The organism is Chryseobacterium endophyticum, assembly GCF_056333165.1.
Window position 1 is genome coordinate 152,426 of sequence record NZ_JBWGXE010000008.1, and the last position, 14,610, is coordinate 167,035.

17 protein-coding genes are annotated in these 14,610 nt (G+C 40.8%); 6 read left to right on the forward strand and 11 right to left on the reverse strand.

Features of this window, described 5'->3' with window-relative positions; all coding sequences use genetic code 11:
- Nucleotides 1–124 precede the first annotated feature (124 nt).
- From AC0N32_RS16830 to AC0N32_RS16840, 3 genes are all read right to left on the reverse strand, one after another.
- Nucleotides 125–865, reverse strand: a complete 741-nt coding sequence (locus AC0N32_RS16830; RefSeq protein ID WP_476395001.1) for an SDR family NAD(P)-dependent oxidoreductase — start codon at nucleotides 863–865, stop codon at nucleotides 125–127.
- A gap of 76 nt (nucleotides 866–941) precedes the next feature.
- Nucleotides 942–1,508: a Crp/Fnr family transcriptional regulator gene (locus tag AC0N32_RS16835; RefSeq protein ID WP_476395002.1), complete on the reverse strand. Its 567-nt coding sequence runs from the start codon at nucleotides 1,506–1,508 to the stop codon at nucleotides 942–944.
- Nucleotides 1,509–1,627: 119 nt separating this feature from the next.
- A complete protein-coding gene (locus AC0N32_RS16840) occupies nucleotides 1,628–1,942 on the reverse strand; it encodes a winged helix-turn-helix transcriptional regulator (RefSeq protein ID WP_476395003.1) in 315 nt (104 codons plus the stop codon).
- Nucleotides 1,943–2,083: 141 nt separating this feature from the next.
- On the opposite strand from AC0N32_RS16840, the gene AC0N32_RS16845 reads away from it, so the two are divergent.
- Nucleotides 2,084–2,473: a DoxX family protein gene (locus AC0N32_RS16845; RefSeq protein WP_476395004.1), complete on the forward strand. Its 390-nt coding sequence runs from the start codon at nucleotides 2,084–2,086 to the stop codon at nucleotides 2,471–2,473.
- Between the two features lie 151 nt (nucleotides 2,474–2,624).
- Here the strand turns inward: AC0N32_RS16845 and AC0N32_RS16850 are convergent, their stop codons facing one another.
- Nucleotides 2,625–3,398: an SDR family oxidoreductase gene (locus tag AC0N32_RS16850; RefSeq protein WP_476395005.1), complete on the reverse strand. Its 774-nt coding sequence runs from the start codon at nucleotides 3,396–3,398 to the stop codon at nucleotides 2,625–2,627.
- Between the two features lie 117 nt (nucleotides 3,399–3,515).
- Here AC0N32_RS16850 and AC0N32_RS16855 point away from each other — a divergent pair, with 117 nt between their 5' ends.
- Entirely contained in the window at nucleotides 3,516–3,866 is a 351-nt protein-coding gene (locus AC0N32_RS16855) for a winged helix-turn-helix transcriptional regulator (protein ID WP_476395006.1), read from the forward strand.
- 19 nt (nucleotides 3,867–3,885) lie between these two features.
- On the opposite strand, the gene AC0N32_RS16860 is transcribed toward AC0N32_RS16855, so the two are convergent.
- The gene (locus AC0N32_RS16860) at nucleotides 3,886–4,323 is read right to left on the reverse strand and encodes a nuclear transport factor 2 family protein (protein ID WP_476395007.1); all 438 of its coding nucleotides are present in this window, start codon (nucleotides 4,321–4,323) and stop codon (nucleotides 3,886–3,888) included.
- A 67-nt stretch (nucleotides 4,324–4,390) separates the two neighbouring features.
- Nucleotides 4,391–5,446, reverse strand: coding sequence for an NADP-dependent oxidoreductase (locus tag AC0N32_RS16865; RefSeq protein WP_476395008.1), 1,056 nt, complete (start codon nucleotides 5,444–5,446; stop codon nucleotides 4,391–4,393).
- 129 nt (nucleotides 5,447–5,575) lie between these two features.
- Here AC0N32_RS16865 and AC0N32_RS16870 point away from each other — a divergent pair, with 129 nt between their 5' ends.
- Nucleotides 5,576–5,932, forward strand: coding sequence for a winged helix-turn-helix transcriptional regulator (locus AC0N32_RS16870; protein WP_476395009.1), 357 nt, complete (start codon nucleotides 5,576–5,578; stop codon nucleotides 5,930–5,932).
- A 132-nt stretch (nucleotides 5,933–6,064) separates the two neighbouring features.
- On the opposite strand, the gene AC0N32_RS16875 is transcribed toward AC0N32_RS16870, so the two are convergent.
- The 3 genes from AC0N32_RS16875 to AC0N32_RS16885 all read right to left on the reverse strand — a co-directional run bounded on the left by AC0N32_RS16875 (nucleotide 6,065) and on the right by AC0N32_RS16885 (nucleotide 8,693).
- Complete coding sequence (locus AC0N32_RS16875; protein WP_476395010.1) at nucleotides 6,065–6,970, reverse strand: helix-turn-helix domain-containing protein; 906 nt, start codon at nucleotides 6,968–6,970, stop codon at nucleotides 6,065–6,067.
- Between the two features lie 71 nt (nucleotides 6,971–7,041).
- A complete protein-coding gene (locus tag AC0N32_RS16880; RefSeq protein ID WP_476395011.1) occupies nucleotides 7,042–7,779 on the reverse strand; it encodes an SDR family oxidoreductase in 738 nt (245 codons plus the stop codon).
- 2 nt (nucleotides 7,780–7,781) lie between these two features.
- Nucleotides 7,782–8,693 (reverse strand): NAD(P)H-binding protein, encoded by a 912-nt coding sequence (locus tag AC0N32_RS16885; RefSeq protein ID WP_476395012.1) that lies wholly within the window; start codon nucleotides 8,691–8,693, stop codon nucleotides 7,782–7,784.
- Nucleotides 8,694–9,082: 389 nt separating this feature from the next.
- Here AC0N32_RS16885 and AC0N32_RS16890 point away from each other — a divergent pair, with 389 nt between their 5' ends.
- The 3 genes from AC0N32_RS16890 (at nucleotide 9,083) to AC0N32_RS16900 (ending at nucleotide 12,416) form a co-directional block, all read left to right on the forward strand.
- Entirely contained in the window at nucleotides 9,083–11,056 is a 1,974-nt protein-coding gene (locus AC0N32_RS16890; RefSeq protein ID WP_476395013.1) for a PAS domain-containing sensor histidine kinase, read from the forward strand.
- Nucleotides 11,057–11,182: 126 nt separating this feature from the next.
- A complete protein-coding gene (locus AC0N32_RS16895; RefSeq protein WP_476395014.1) occupies nucleotides 11,183–11,770 on the forward strand; it encodes a hypothetical protein in 588 nt (195 codons plus the stop codon).
- A gap of 238 nt (nucleotides 11,771–12,008) precedes the next feature.
- Nucleotides 12,009–12,416, forward strand: coding sequence for a hypothetical protein (locus AC0N32_RS16900; protein WP_476395015.1), 408 nt, complete (start codon nucleotides 12,009–12,011; stop codon nucleotides 12,414–12,416).
- A gap of 19 nt (nucleotides 12,417–12,435) precedes the next feature.
- On the opposite strand, the gene AC0N32_RS16905 is transcribed toward AC0N32_RS16900, so the two are convergent.
- A complete protein-coding gene (locus AC0N32_RS16905; protein ID WP_476395016.1) occupies nucleotides 12,436–12,990 on the reverse strand; it encodes a hypothetical protein in 555 nt (184 codons plus the stop codon).
- Nucleotides 12,991–13,086: 96 nt separating this feature from the next.
- The gene (locus tag AC0N32_RS16910) at nucleotides 13,087–14,490 is read right to left on the reverse strand and encodes a S41 family peptidase (protein WP_476395017.1); all 1,404 of its coding nucleotides are present in this window, start codon (nucleotides 14,488–14,490) and stop codon (nucleotides 13,087–13,089) included.
- Nucleotides 14,491–14,610: the final 120 nt, after the last annotated feature.

Consider the following 14,610-nt stretch of genomic DNA (forward strand, 5'->3'; position numbering starts at 1 on the left):
GTTTTCTAAAATGCTAGCGGATATGACCATCACAGCGTTTTTTAAGATCGGTAATAACTCCCGTGTAAAACAACACTGTATGGTATTCTGTTTCCAACACCGGACTATATAGAAAGATTATTTTTCACCAGCCGATCTCGCCGGAATCAGGATTCGTTTCCTCACTGAAAAATTTTCCGGTCGGTCCGTCATTACCAATCAAAACGTATTTGATAATCCGTTCGGCCGCCACGCCCACTTCTCCTCCATTGAAGAAGGTAAAATCGGTCCTGGTAAGACCGGGACAAACCGCATTCACCCTGAAGTCCGTATCCCGAAGCTCATACGCCAGCTGAACCGTATACATATTAAGCGCTGCTTTTGACACGGCATATACTCCGTATCTGGCATAATGGTAAGCCGCCCATTCCGGGTCACTCTGCAAGGAAAGAGAACCTACGCTGGTGCTGACATTGACGATTCTCGGTTCCTGCGATTTCTTTAAAAGATCTATAAAAGTCTTTGTCACATCGGCCGTTCCTATGAGATTTGTTTTCAGCGCATCCAGATATTGATCAGAGGTAGCTTCCAATACGGTGTAGGGATCACTTCCGCCATTGATGCCGGCATTATTGATCAGCACATCCAGCACCGACACTTTTTTGCCGATCTCCTCACGGGCTTTTTGTATTGACGCAAAGTCCGTAATATCCAGTTGTACGGCTTCTGCCCGTAAAAGACCTTCTGCTATCAGTTTTTCAGCCGCTTCAATACCATTTTCCAAACGGCGGCTTCCGATGAATACGAAAAATCCTTTTTGTAAAAGCTTCCTTGCCGTTTCAAAACCAATACCTTTATTTGCTCCTGTAATTAATACTGTTTTCATAACATTTAATTTTAATTCAATACAAAATTCAGGCATTCGCCAACGGTATCGTTTACCAAATGTTAAAAAAAGCAGATTAGCGGATATTTTTTCTTATCCTGCTCAGAGACTGCTGTGTTACGCCCAGGTATGAGGCAATATATGACAAGGGTACACGGTTGATCAGTAAAGGATAATTTTCCATAAACTCTAAGTATCTCGTGGTGGCATCCTGGGAGATGACCGGTCCTCTTCTTGATTTCTGGTACATACAGAGCTGAACCATTTTATTTTTAATGTTATCCCAGCCGATAATGATCTGCGAAAGTTCTTCCCAGTTACCTTTTGAAAATACAATGAGGTTACAGTCCGTAACCGCCTGCAAATATTCGGAAGAAGTCGCATTTGCCTCGAAATTGACATAATCGCACACCAGGCTGCTTTCACTGATAAAACAGCGCGTGATCTCTTCTCCTTTGTTATTGTAATAGCAGCCGCGTATAACGCCCTCTACGACAAATCCCACCTGCTTCGGAATCTTCCCCGCCTCCGAAAAAAAATCATCTTTTTTCAACCGGAGCACTTCACCTTTACTTTTGATAAGGTCAATCTGCTGCCTATTGAGACTTCCGAATTTCAGAATATATCCAATCATTTCTTCCATTCGGTGAAATTAGAAATTATATCTTTTTTGTCGTTTAACAATTGGTAAAAACTTCGTATTCATGAATAAAGAGTAAAACAGAATTTCCTCTGGGTAAAGCAGAAGTAATCATTTATTTTTTAAACTTCATCGTTAAGCACAGTATTCCTATGGAGTAATCCCCAAAAATGCAATTCATCCAAAACTTTACCTAACGATAATCCATGTTCTGTGATCGAATACTCAACCGTGGGCGGAAATGTACTGAATACCTCGCGTTTCAGAAGCTTATTGGCTTCAAGGCTTTTTAGTTCTTTCGATAGCATCTTATCGGTAATCCCTCTTATTTCACGGGAAATTTCTTTAAAACGTTTCGGCTTCTCTGATAATGAAAATAAGATGAGCAATTTCCATCTTCCTTCCAGAGCTTCGAGGGCATCCTGTATGGATAACATCGTTTTTGGGCAACCACCGTTTGACAGCATAGATCTGATTTTGTAATTACTATCTTACCGGACAGCGCTATCCGACGAGATAGTAATATATTTCGGATAGTAAAGATATATAATTTTGTGTTTACTATTTAATACAAAACTATGAACGAGCAATCTCCATCAAAAAAAATCTTGAACATCCTTACCTTCATATTTCAAGGTCTGTTATTTTTAATACTTGGGTGGGCAGGGATTATGAAACTTTTTAAACCGGAAGACCTTCCTTTTCCCTGGATTAAAGATCATCCCAAATTGGTCCTTCTGACGGCAGCTTTTGACCTCTTGGGAAGCATTGGAATTATCCTTCCTCCTATTTTAGGGTTAAAAAGTAAAATCACCGTCTCGGCCTCCATCGGAATCATTCTTCTAATGCTATCGGCCATTGTTTTTCACGTACTCAGAAATAAATCCGGCGATATTACATTCAACATTTTTGTGATGGCTATGGCCGCATTTATCATCTGGAACAAAACAAAGCAGATAAAATCCTAGCAGAGCAGCCCATCTTCCGAAATAGAACGACGGCCGAATTCACCGTCATTACTTACAAAAACAAAAGCATTGATCTGAAAGCTTGTTCAGATCAATGCTTTTATCTTTTCTTATTAAATGTTCCTTACCTGATATTTCGCATTCACCGGGATTACACTGTGGGTGACGAGCCGCCATCCACGGAAATATTGGTTCCCGTAATATATTTCGATTCGGAGGAAGCGAGAAATGCCACGATGCCGGCCACCTCTTCAGGCTCTGCCATTCTTCCCATCGGCACGCCTACAGTATCAATGATATTCCGGAAGGATTCCTCAAAACTCGCCCCTGACTGTCGGGCCATATTTTCAATGAATTCATTCATCAGAGGTGTTTTTACCACACCGGGAGAAACAGTGTTCACCCTGATGCCCTTCGGTCCTACCTCGTTTGCCAGTGCTTTGCTGTACGCGTTCAATGCGGCCTTTGCAGATGAATACGACATTGTCATGTCCCAGATCGGCTGTTTTGCCGCTCCTGTGGAGATATTGATGATGGCGCCGTCCTTCTGTTCAATCATTGCGGGAAGCAACGCTTTGTTGATTCTCACCGCCGACATAAAATTGAGTTGCCAGTCTCTGAACCAGTCCTCATCTTCCAATGTACTGTAACCTCCTCCCGGACTGAGATTCGCGCCGGCATTGTTGACGATGATGTCTATTTTACCATACTTTTCCAGGATCTCTTTTGCTATTTTTTCAGCGCCTTCAGCCTGGAAAAGATCAGCTGAAATAAAATGATGATTGTTAAAATTATCCTTCGCTTCAGTCCGGGCAGCGACCACTACCACTGCTCCGTTTTCACTTAACTTATCGGCAATAGATTTACCGATCCCTTTTGTTCCGCCTGTTACCAGGGCTATTTTTCCGTTTAATGAGTCATACATAACTGATTTATTTTAATATTAAGTTGCAAATCTATTTCCATTACTTTACTTTTGCAAGTAGTTACACGAATGTATACCAATAACCCGATTGTAACTTTTATTGAAAACCAACTATTTATGATTAAAGAAAAATCAGAAAAAACGGAAAATAAATGTGAGCTTCAGAAAATCTTAGACATTATCGGAGGAAAATGGTCGATGTCGATTATTTATGCCCTGGCTTTCGGAAAGAGACGCTTCAAAGAATTAGAAAGACTAATACCCGGAATCAGCACACGAATGCTGGTAAAAGAACTGAAGAACATGGAAGAAAATGACATTATCAATCGCAAAGCTTTTGCCACAGTTCCGCCTACTGTTGAATATTCATTAACGGAGAAAGGCAGAAAACTGCTGCCGATCATCAATGAATTATATCAATGGGGATTGGAATACGGCATTACTGAACAGAAAAATATTTCAAAATAATTACGTCTGTTACTGCAGATCAATCTATTTCACGCTGATTCTTCCATACAAAATTCCCGATACGCTTTTCAATAAACCACCGCCGATCCTGACGGACATAGTGATCGTTGTACACAGCTCCAATAGTGGTCATGGTTTTCTTATCTTTTCCATTACTGATCAATGTGATAAGGCAATAACAGGTGCCTGTGGCTTCATCTCCTTTGATGGTAAATAAGGATTGTCCATTAAAATGGTATACAGTATCCACGTCTTTCAGAAACTCTTCGAATGCCCTGGCCATGACTTCACGCCCTTTTAATTCCATAATGACTTTACCATTACTTCTGGTTTCCGATATGGCCTGCTCTGTAAAAAGCTGTACCTGATTGTTAAAATCTTTTTGATCCCCAAAAACAGAAACCTTGTCTACAAGTTCTCTCAGCATTATTTTGTCTTCTGACATCGTATTGTTCATTGAATGATGATTAAAGTTAAAACAAGGCTTTCTTTTAACCCGGAAAGCCTTTGTTATAAATATTTCGTTAATTATTATGATTTACGGTAAGAACAATTTTCCCCTGAATATGCCCTTTGGCCGCTCTTTCGTGCGATTGACGGGCTTCAGAAAGTGGAAATGTGCTGTCGATAACGACTTTTATAATCCCCTGATCAAGCAAAGTGGCCAACTCTGAAAGCTGTTTGCCGTTGGAACGCACCTGGGTTGCCGATACGTTAACCCCTAATTTTTCTGCTTCATCCCGATCTGTGAACCCCAGAGGAAAGATCGGAAACAATGAACCTCCGGCTTTCAATGTCTTTAAGAATCTTCCTGTTTTCGGGCCTCCGACCGCATCGATGACCAGATCCACATCTTTTACCACTTCGTCCGCGTTGGTTTTTGTATAATCAATGAATTCATCTGCGCCCAGTTCCCGTAATAAGTCTTCCTGTTTTCCGGAAGCTACGGCGATGACCCTTGCGCCTTTCCATTTGGCGATCTGCAGTGCAAAATGCCCTACTCCGCCACCCGCTCCATTGATCAGCACGGTTTTACCTTCGAGGGGAACAGGAATATGCTGGTCAGGCTGTAAAGGATTCTGCTCATCATGACCCACTTCAATCATAAACTGCCAAGCGGTAAGCAGTGACATCGGAGCACCGGCTGCATGAATATGATCGATACCAGCCGGTTTCAGGGCAAGTTCTGAAATCGGAACATTGACATATTGTGCATACGCCCGGCTCGGCCCATAACTTGGAAATCGCACCATGGAATACACTTTGTCACCCACAGAGAATCCTTCCACATCATCGGCAACCGATTCAACGACTCCCGAAATATCCGTACCTAAAATGATGGGAAAAGGAACCTTCGGCTGCCACTCGGGCGGTAGCATTTTGTATCCGTCACGCAGGTACCAGTCCGGTGGATTGAGACCTATGGCATGAACTTTCACCCGTACTTCCCCTTTACTCAACTCAGGAACCGGAGCGTCTTCATAGAACAGTACTTCGGGACCTCCGAACTTATGCTGACGTACAGCTTTCATTGTTTTAACTACTTTTAAATTGCTTTTTTCGTTATCTGACTGTTGCATTTCTTATTTCTTTAAATGATGGTACAAAATTAATTTAATAGTATCTTTGTTACAAGTATATACTTTTTGGTATGCTATAGACTAAAAAGTATGTATTACTGAAAATCAATTTATTAAAATTTAAAAAAGATGAAAAATAAAACATCTGTACCGGAAACCGATCAGCAATGTGGCGTCGATTACGCGTTCAAACGTATCGGAGGAAAATATAAAGGAAGGATATTGTGGCACCTGAATTCCAAAGAGGTATTGCGTTATGGCGAACTCAGAAGAACGCTACCTGATATTACTACCAAAATGCTGACACAGACCTTGCGGGAACTTGAGGACGACCGGCTGATTACCCGGAAAGTATATCACGAAGTCCCGCCAAAAGTGGAATACGCGCTCAGTGAAACGGGCATGGAACTGATTCCGTTCATCAAACATCTGCACCATTGGGGCAACAAACAGCTGGAGAAGGAAGTGATTTCGTGTGAAAAATGATAATACATTTTTGATCAATGCACATGACACGAATAAACTTCATTTGTTCATTACAACACGGTCTGGATCTCAACCGTTAGATTTCGGTGGTGAAGACCCGGGATAGATTGATTTATTGCTGATTGTTATTGGCTAATTAAATGACTGCCTGAACTCCAAAGGTGTCTGATTCGTCTTGCTTTTGAATAACCTGGTGAAGGATTGTGGGTAATCAAATCCCATATGATAGGCAATTTGTGAAACAGACAGATCCGTCGTGGAAAGTATGTCCTTAGCGGTTTCAACAAACCTGTTGTGGATATGTTGCTGGGTGTTGAGCCCTGTTAAGGAACGCAGCATGTCGCTCAGGTAACTTGCCGAAACATTCAACTGATCAGCAATATTCTGCACGGTTGGCATTCCGTTCTGAAGTTTCTCATCATCATTAAAATAATGGTCCAGAACTTTTTCAAACTTCTCAATGAGATGATCGTTGACGGCCTTAAAGGTGATAAATTGCCTTTTGTAGTACCGGCTGCTGTAATTGAGAAGAAGTTCGATCTGCGAAATGACCAGATCCTGACTGAAATCGTCGATTCTGTTCCTCAGTTCTTCATCAATAATATTAAATACTGAAAATAAGGTCTCCTTTTCTTTCTCTGAAACCTGAAGCGCCTCATCCTTGGCATAGGAAAAGAAACCATATTGCCTGATCTTCTTTGCCAGCGGATAGGAAAGCAGGAAATCAGGATGCAGCAGGACAAGAAATCCTTTGCTTTTATTGTTCCTGGGCTTTTCAAAAAGCTGACCGGGAGCCGTAAAAACCAGACCGCCTTCGCCAAAATCATAATGGTGCTGTCCGTACTTAGCGCTGCCGATGGTGTCTTTATAGGCAATTTTATAAAAGTCCAATACCATCTGATCGGGCAGCCCTTCAGGGATCGTCATATCTTCAAGACGGATAAAACTCACCAGCGGATGCTCCGGTTTTGCTAATCCGAACATCTTATGGAATTCAGATAACGAATTGAATTTATGCAGATGCAAGTTGATTTTCATTTTTTAATCATTAAAACCAACACCTTAAATAACATACCTCAGGTGCTGGTCATGTAAAAATAGTGAATTAATTACCAAGGTGTTTCACCGGATTCGGGATTATATTCTTCACTGATGAATTTCCCGGTGGGTCCGTCCTGAGCGAGCATTGCGTATTTTGCTATTCTTCTTCCGCCGTCTTCCACGGTTCCGGTACCTCTGTGATTATTAAAATCTGTAGCAACGAATCCGGGGCATACCGCATTGATCTTAAAAGCGGTGTCACGAAGTTCGTATGCGAGATGGATGGTATACATATTCATTGCGGCTTTTGAAGCAGTATAAACGGCCGCTTTATGACTGTAATACGCCCAGTCGGGATCGGAATGCAGGGTAAGCGAACAGCCGCTGGAAGAGACATTAACGATCCTTGGCTGTTCAGATTGACGAAGGAGATCCATAAATGCCTGTGTCATTCGGATAACGCCGTAGAGATTGGTGTCCATTACTTTTTGAAAAGATTCTACCGGTGCCTGCAGGGCAGCTTGTGGCATTCCACCATTTATTCCCGCGTTATTGATGAGCACATCCAAAACATCGGTTTTATTTCCGACTATCCGTCTTGCTTCTTCTACTGAGGCAGCATCGGTTACCTCCAGCTGTATTGCTTCTATATTTTCAAAGCCTGCGTCTTTAAGCTGTTGCACCGCTGATTGGCCGTTCGCAATATTGCGGCTTCCGATAAAGACAAAATATCCGTTTTCTAAAAGTTGTCTGGCCGTTTCAAATCCTATTCCTTTGTTGCCACCTGTTATTAATGCTGTTTTCATTTTTAATCTTTTTTTTGGCTATATTTCTGTGCAAATTCTTTTGCAAAATCTGCTAATTTCACTTTCCCGAATGTTGGTTTATGGGCATAAAAATCTTGATACAGGCTGCCGTCCTCCTGTGCCTTTTGCATGGCAACCATACCTTTAGCGATCCATTCATTGACGCCGGCAGAAAGCATTTGATCTAATAATTGTTCACCCGGAATTACTTTCCATTCTAGATCCGTATTACCTATTGCTTTCCCTAACGAAGCAGCAATTTCATCCGGAGAAACCTCATCGCTTGCGATATAATGAACTGTTCTTCCGCTGAAAGATTTTTCCATTTCTTCTGCAATAGTCGCTGCAATATCATAAGGTGAAACCCAGGGTTCTCTGCGTGTTCCTCCGTAGCCCTGAATAATTTTTCCCTGAGACCGTATCGTCGGAAGCCAGCGGTACATATTGGTGAAAAATCCTACGGGACGCATAAATTTGATCGAAATATCTTCAGGAAGTGTCTGTAAAATCTGCTCAACATTGTAATGCACCAAAAGACTTCCGGTGCCCTGCTCAGAGTGCGCACCAATACTGCTTAAGTGGATGACCTTTTTTACACCTGACTGTTGAACAGCTGCTACATATATCCTGGCTATTTTCTTAAATTCAGCTAAGAAATCGATATCTTTATCGAAGAGACTTCCTATACTTTCCCAAGCTTCCATTAAGTAAACCGCATCAGTACCTTTAAAGGTTTCTGTTAAAAATTCCACATCCTGGATGCTTCCTATCGCTGGAACGGCATCTAATGTTTCTATGTCATGAATTCTTTCTTTTTTACTGCTGATCACCGTAACCTGATGTCCGGCAGCTACCAATAATCTGGTTAATGGCTTTCCGATGTTCCCTAAAGAACCTGTTAATACTATTTTCATTGTCTTGATTTATAGGTACAAAATTGCACCAACCATTGCTCATACAATTAACAGAATCGTGGCAATACTTAACCAAAATGCGAAGCATCGGAGAAAAAACAGAAAACAGCATACAAAATGGATTATTATCCAAATTAAATCTGTTTTCTGTTGCTAGAAAAGGGATCAGAGCTTACCATTAATCTCATTTATTTTCTTCAGAAAACTCAAAGACGGGTTTAAAACTTCTATGAGTATAACGAAAGCAGAAATTTTGCCCACTCTAAGCTTTTCTATTTCTAATTTATTTTGATTCTCGTTCAGTTTCCTTACTTTACATAAATTTGCCCTGATTTTTCCGTACCACGGCCCGATTTAGCTACAGACTTTTGCATATATTTGTAAAACGTATGAATATCCAAGAACATTTTCAGGATGAAAATTTCAGCCTAGATCTGATCCTGCAGGCATTGGCCTCGTCTCCCGCACCGACAGCGCTCTACTCGGGTGAGGACATCATCATCCGCTTTGCCAACCAAGGAATGCTTGAATTGTGGGGCAAAAACTCATCTGTCATTGGCAAACCTCTGATGGAAGCAATTCCGGAACTGGAAGGACAGCCGTTTCTGGCACTCCTTCAGCAGGTATGGCGCTCAGGACAAACCTATTCCGTATCTGAAGCCCCTGCAAAACTGATCAAGGACGGAAAAGAAGTATTGGATTATTTCGATTATGAATACAAAGCCCTTACCGACAGCCAAAATAAAACCTGGTGCATACTCAATACCGCACTGAATGTTACGGCACGACGAGAATTTATTCAGCAAATCAAAGAAAAGGAGGAACGGGAACATGCGCTCAATGAGGAAATGGCGGCAACGCTCGAAGAACTCACTGCCACGAATGACGAGCTAAACAGTTCACTGGGACAGCTTGCACAAAGCAGAAAATACATCCGTACCATCATTGAACAGGCACCTGTGGGCATTGCCATGCTGAAAGGCCCGGAACAGGTTATTGAGATCGCCAATCCCGCCATTCTCAAGATATGGGGCCGCAAAGAATCAGAGGTGGTTGGTTATCCGCATGAATCTGCCCGTCCCGAATTGCAGGGACAGCCGGTCAATAAATGGCTTACCGAGGTGTATAACAGTGGTAAACCTAGGATTAATAATGAATTTACAGTACGGTTGCTGGATAATAACGGTTTGAGAGAAGCTATCGTCAACTCCATATACCAGCCTATATTTAACGAAGATGGGACCGTTTCGGGAGTATTGATTATCCTCGAAGAGATTACGCAGCAGGTCTTGGAACGCCGGAAGAATGAGAACGACCAGCAGATGCTGGCACTTGCCATCGATGCGGGACAACTGGCCACATTTTATTATCAGCCCGCAAACAACCTGTTTGCCGGAAATGCTTTGCTAAAAACATGGTTCGGCCTATCTGCCGAGGAATACCTGGACCTGTCATTTGCCTTGGAAGTTATCATTCCGGAAGATCGTGAACGGGTTAAAAATGCCATCTTAAACGCCCTTGCAGAAGATTCTGATGGCCATTACTTTGTTGAATACCGCATTAAGAACAATAAAGAGCAAAAAGAGAGGCTGCTGCAGGCAAACGGGCGGGTTTTTTATGATGAAAAAGGCAATCCGGCGAGTCTTAACGGAACTTTAAGGGATATCACGGAGCAGAAAAAGGAAGAGAAGCGAAAAGATGACTTCATGGGTATGGTAAGCCATGAGCTTAAAACACCGTTAACGTCATTAAAGGGTTATCTGCAGCTGCTTCAGCGGATGGAAGCCAATGCGGAAGGCTCAAAACAGCGCCACATGCTGGATCGGTCGGTCATGCAGGTAGATTACATGAATACCCTGATCAACGGCTTTCTGAATGTGTCAAGGCTGGATTCGGGGCAGATGCACATCGCAAAGAAAAATTTTGATGTAGACACCCTTTTCTCAGAAATTGAACAGGAATTGCTTCTGACACACCATTCCCGTCATTTTATTTTCAGGGGATCCGGAGCGGTTCAGGTATTTGCCGACCGTGACAAAATATTGCAGGTACTCCATAATCTCATCGGGAATGCAGTCAAATACTCTCCGGTTAATACCCCGGTTACCATAGAATATACAACCATTGACAATAACCGACTGAAAATCAGTGTGCACGACGAGGGCATCGGAATAGCAGAAGATGATCAGCAGCGGATATTTGAACGATATTACCGTGTAAAGGATATTAGTAATCCGACGATATCCGGTTTTGGAATCGGGCTTTACCTCTGCAAGGAAATTATCGAGCTGCATGATGGCACAATAGAGGTTGAGAGTACAAAGAACAAAGGAACAACATTCTCATTTATCTTACCTATTTAAATGGTTTAATCAGGATGTTTAATTCATATTCGTATTAAAACGTTTTTTAAAGAATATATTTTATTTTGGTGCCTTTTTGGCTTTCAACTTGCTGTCTATCATTTAATCATTAAATATTCTAAACTGATGGACAATAAAGAATATCGCGAGTTATTTCTCAGAAAAATCAATACAGGCAGAATAATTACCGGTATCATATTAGGAATATGTATTATTGTTCTGTCTTCATTAATAATAGTTTACACATTTTTTGAAAAGCAATTGCAATTGCCCGACTACAGTTATTTTTTACCGTTATATTTGATCCAGTTAACCCTGTTTATTGCTGCACTGATGTGTAGCATTTCTTTTTTCGGAAGTTACAAAAAGGTCCTTACCATTATCAATGACAAAGATTTGGAAACGTTGAAAAAAATAGTTAAATCTCGTTTCTGGCTGGAAAGATATCTTCCGTCTTTCATTATATACTCAGGTAAGATCCGGGTTTTTAAATGGTTCAGACAACCTGAATTTTATTTTACCGAACTGAAAGGGATTAAGCTTAAAACCAATGTATTTACAAGAGGTGGACAAAACAGACTGGTAATATTCAACAAACTGAAAGGAGGCACTTTCTTTTTTGCAATCGACAATAATTCAATCCAGAGAAAACATCTGCTTGAAAAAGCGGTTGAGTATAATCCCAATATCGTTATAGAAGGCAATACGTACTAAAATAATTCCGATGAAAATCTGCAGTTTGCATTTATCACAATCTGTATTACCATAAAATAATTATATGATTAAACGAATTCTACTCCTGACGTTGGCTTATGCTGCATTAACGGTTATCATCACCCTCACTCTTTCTCAGCATCAATCATTTGTAGCTATTTTGTTGGTTCTAAATTCAGTTTTTGCCGTCCTGATCCTAATAACCCTTTTTAAAAATTTTAGACTTTCAAAACAAAACATGAATACGAATCATCATAGTCAATATAAAATACCTGATGACAGGAACAATTTCAAAACTGATGCATGGTTCAAAATATCTCAAAAACCCTTTCTGGCGGGCTTGGAAAAACGGTTGATCAGCAGCCAGGACTTTTATTATGATCAAAGCTTTTTTTATGCCATTGATGAAGCAGGAAATGGATCTAAGTATCCGCTTACCGATATCGCTGAACTTAGCGGGACCGGGACTCAAATCAATAACAACCGCATCTGGCAGGTTAAAATATTTAAAGGCTCAGAAATGATAGAATACCGGTTTGCCCATAACTTTTCCATTTGGAATAAAAACTTTTTGAATTTCTACAACAGGGTAAAACAAATCAGTCCACAAGCCGTAAAATCAAAATGGAGTTTGTGGCGGATGTAAGGGATGAAAACTATTCCTTTTACAATTTTTCCAGATCGGTCAGCTTAACATAGCCTGCTGTATCCTTATCTTTTGTATTGCGGTAGTGAACAAAAACCCAATTTCCCTTAGCGCCGCCATCAAGGTTAAAACTAACGGTGTTTCCCTTTACCACATATGATTTCTGTTTAGATTTCCCATCAGGCCTGGAGTAGAAAAACGATTTATCCGCCATTACGATGTAATCTCCGGCAGTCGCCTCTGAAATTTTCCTGTATGTTCCATTAAAATCTTCCGGCAGGTGGTCGGTAGTGCAATTTTCAAACTTTGCAGTGATTGCATGATCGTTCAGTGCCAGACTGACACCGCAGTCCGGGTCATTCTCACTGCTCTTCAGAAGGGCGTGATTGTTTATAAGAATACCTTGACCATAGTACGATCCGGTTTGGGCACTGGGAGTATTCCACCACGCAAATATTTCGGCAGTTATATGATTTTGCTTCTTCACCACGGAAATAAGGCCGTACGAACCATTGCTGTTCTTTAATTCATACGTTCCGTTTTGTGCATGCGCAAGGCATCCGGTAAAAATCATAACAGTAAAGATAAGAGGTTGAAAAAATTTAACAGCCTGTTTTATACGCGCTATACGATAATCATTCATAACATTTTTAAGTGTTTAAATTAAGAATTATTTCTTTTTGAAATATCTGACCGCTGCCTCCAACTGAGAATCATACTGAGTAGGATACAAAACATCATTCAGGTTTCTCTTGACAGTCAGATCAGGCTTAATTCCTATTCCTACAAACTCATCTCCATTGGGTAAAACCACTTTTTTGGTACAGATCCAGGCGGTTGTATTTCCGGGTAAATCGATTTGTAAAGGCTGGCCTGTACTTCCATTTGTGTAGTCTCCGATTCTCTTTATGTTTTTCTGGTCATACAGATAAATAAGAAAATCTTCGGCAGCAGAAGCTGTACCGCTATTGGTGAGCACTGCTACCGGAACATTAAATTTAACATCGGTATGAGCAATAGTCGGCTTGTAATCATAGCTGTGAAATTTAGAACCTATGTAGGCTTTGTAAAGATTGACAGCCTCCTCTTTTGTTATTCCCCATTGCGGCTTTCCACTGATGGTGTCCTGCGCGGTAAGGAATGAGCCGATAGCCCGCTCTGTCGGAATGATCTCCCTGCTGTAGTTTCTTGCGCCATAAATCGTATCGCTTTTTACAAAGTGCTTCGCGATGTTCAAAGCATTCTTGCCACTTCCTCCTCCATTATCTCGAATATCAATAATAATATTTTTTGCCCTTCCGAGTTCACTCATTTTTGACTCAAATTGTTTAACGACTTCTGCATCATCAAATGTCCTGATAGCAATATAAGCGATCTCATTTTTCAACCATTTGAATTCAAAATTGCTGCGTTTTGGAAGGGGTATGGAGCTTAATTCTTTTTCTTCTGTTTTTGAATGGGTCAAATGAAATTTTCTAACGTCACCTTTTGGGGTTTTGATTTCAATATCATATTGTTCTCCTTCCAATCCTGACAGTAAATTGTAAGCCGCAGTGTTGTTAAGGTCGTTTTCAGTGGAAGCCGAAATGTAGGGATTGACAAACCTGGACTGATATTCCTGTGAGGCCATCCCGTTGACTTTAACAACTTCACTACCGACGGGAATTTCTTTTTCTTTACTTTTATTGACATCAAAAACATATACCTTTCCCTGTACATAGGTTAAGAACAAACGGTATTCCCCGAAATGGGTAGTCATAATCTCATTCTGAATATTCTCGGGGAAATAGACTTTAGTATGTCCGTCTTTTAAAACGGAACAAAGCTTCTGAAGTTCTCTGAAATACTGGTAATCGTTATCCGTTTTCTGAATATTTGAAATAGCATCTTTATAGGCAGCATTCCATTTTTCCTGGTCGACTTTGTACATGTACACAAAATTATAATTCGCGTCACTCCAGAATTTAGAAAGTCCATACATCTTGTCATTCAGGGAAAGTGTTTTAGGAATCTGACTGTAAATAAGATTGCTGACCAGAAGAATACAAGTTAAAAATAACCACTTATTTTTCATAATTTATTATCTAAAATTTATTGATAAAGAGCCATCGATATTACTCTTTGCTGATCAATAATAAACAATGGTAATGCCGGCAATTTAAAGATCTCTAAATCGTTGACAGACTGCAGATTA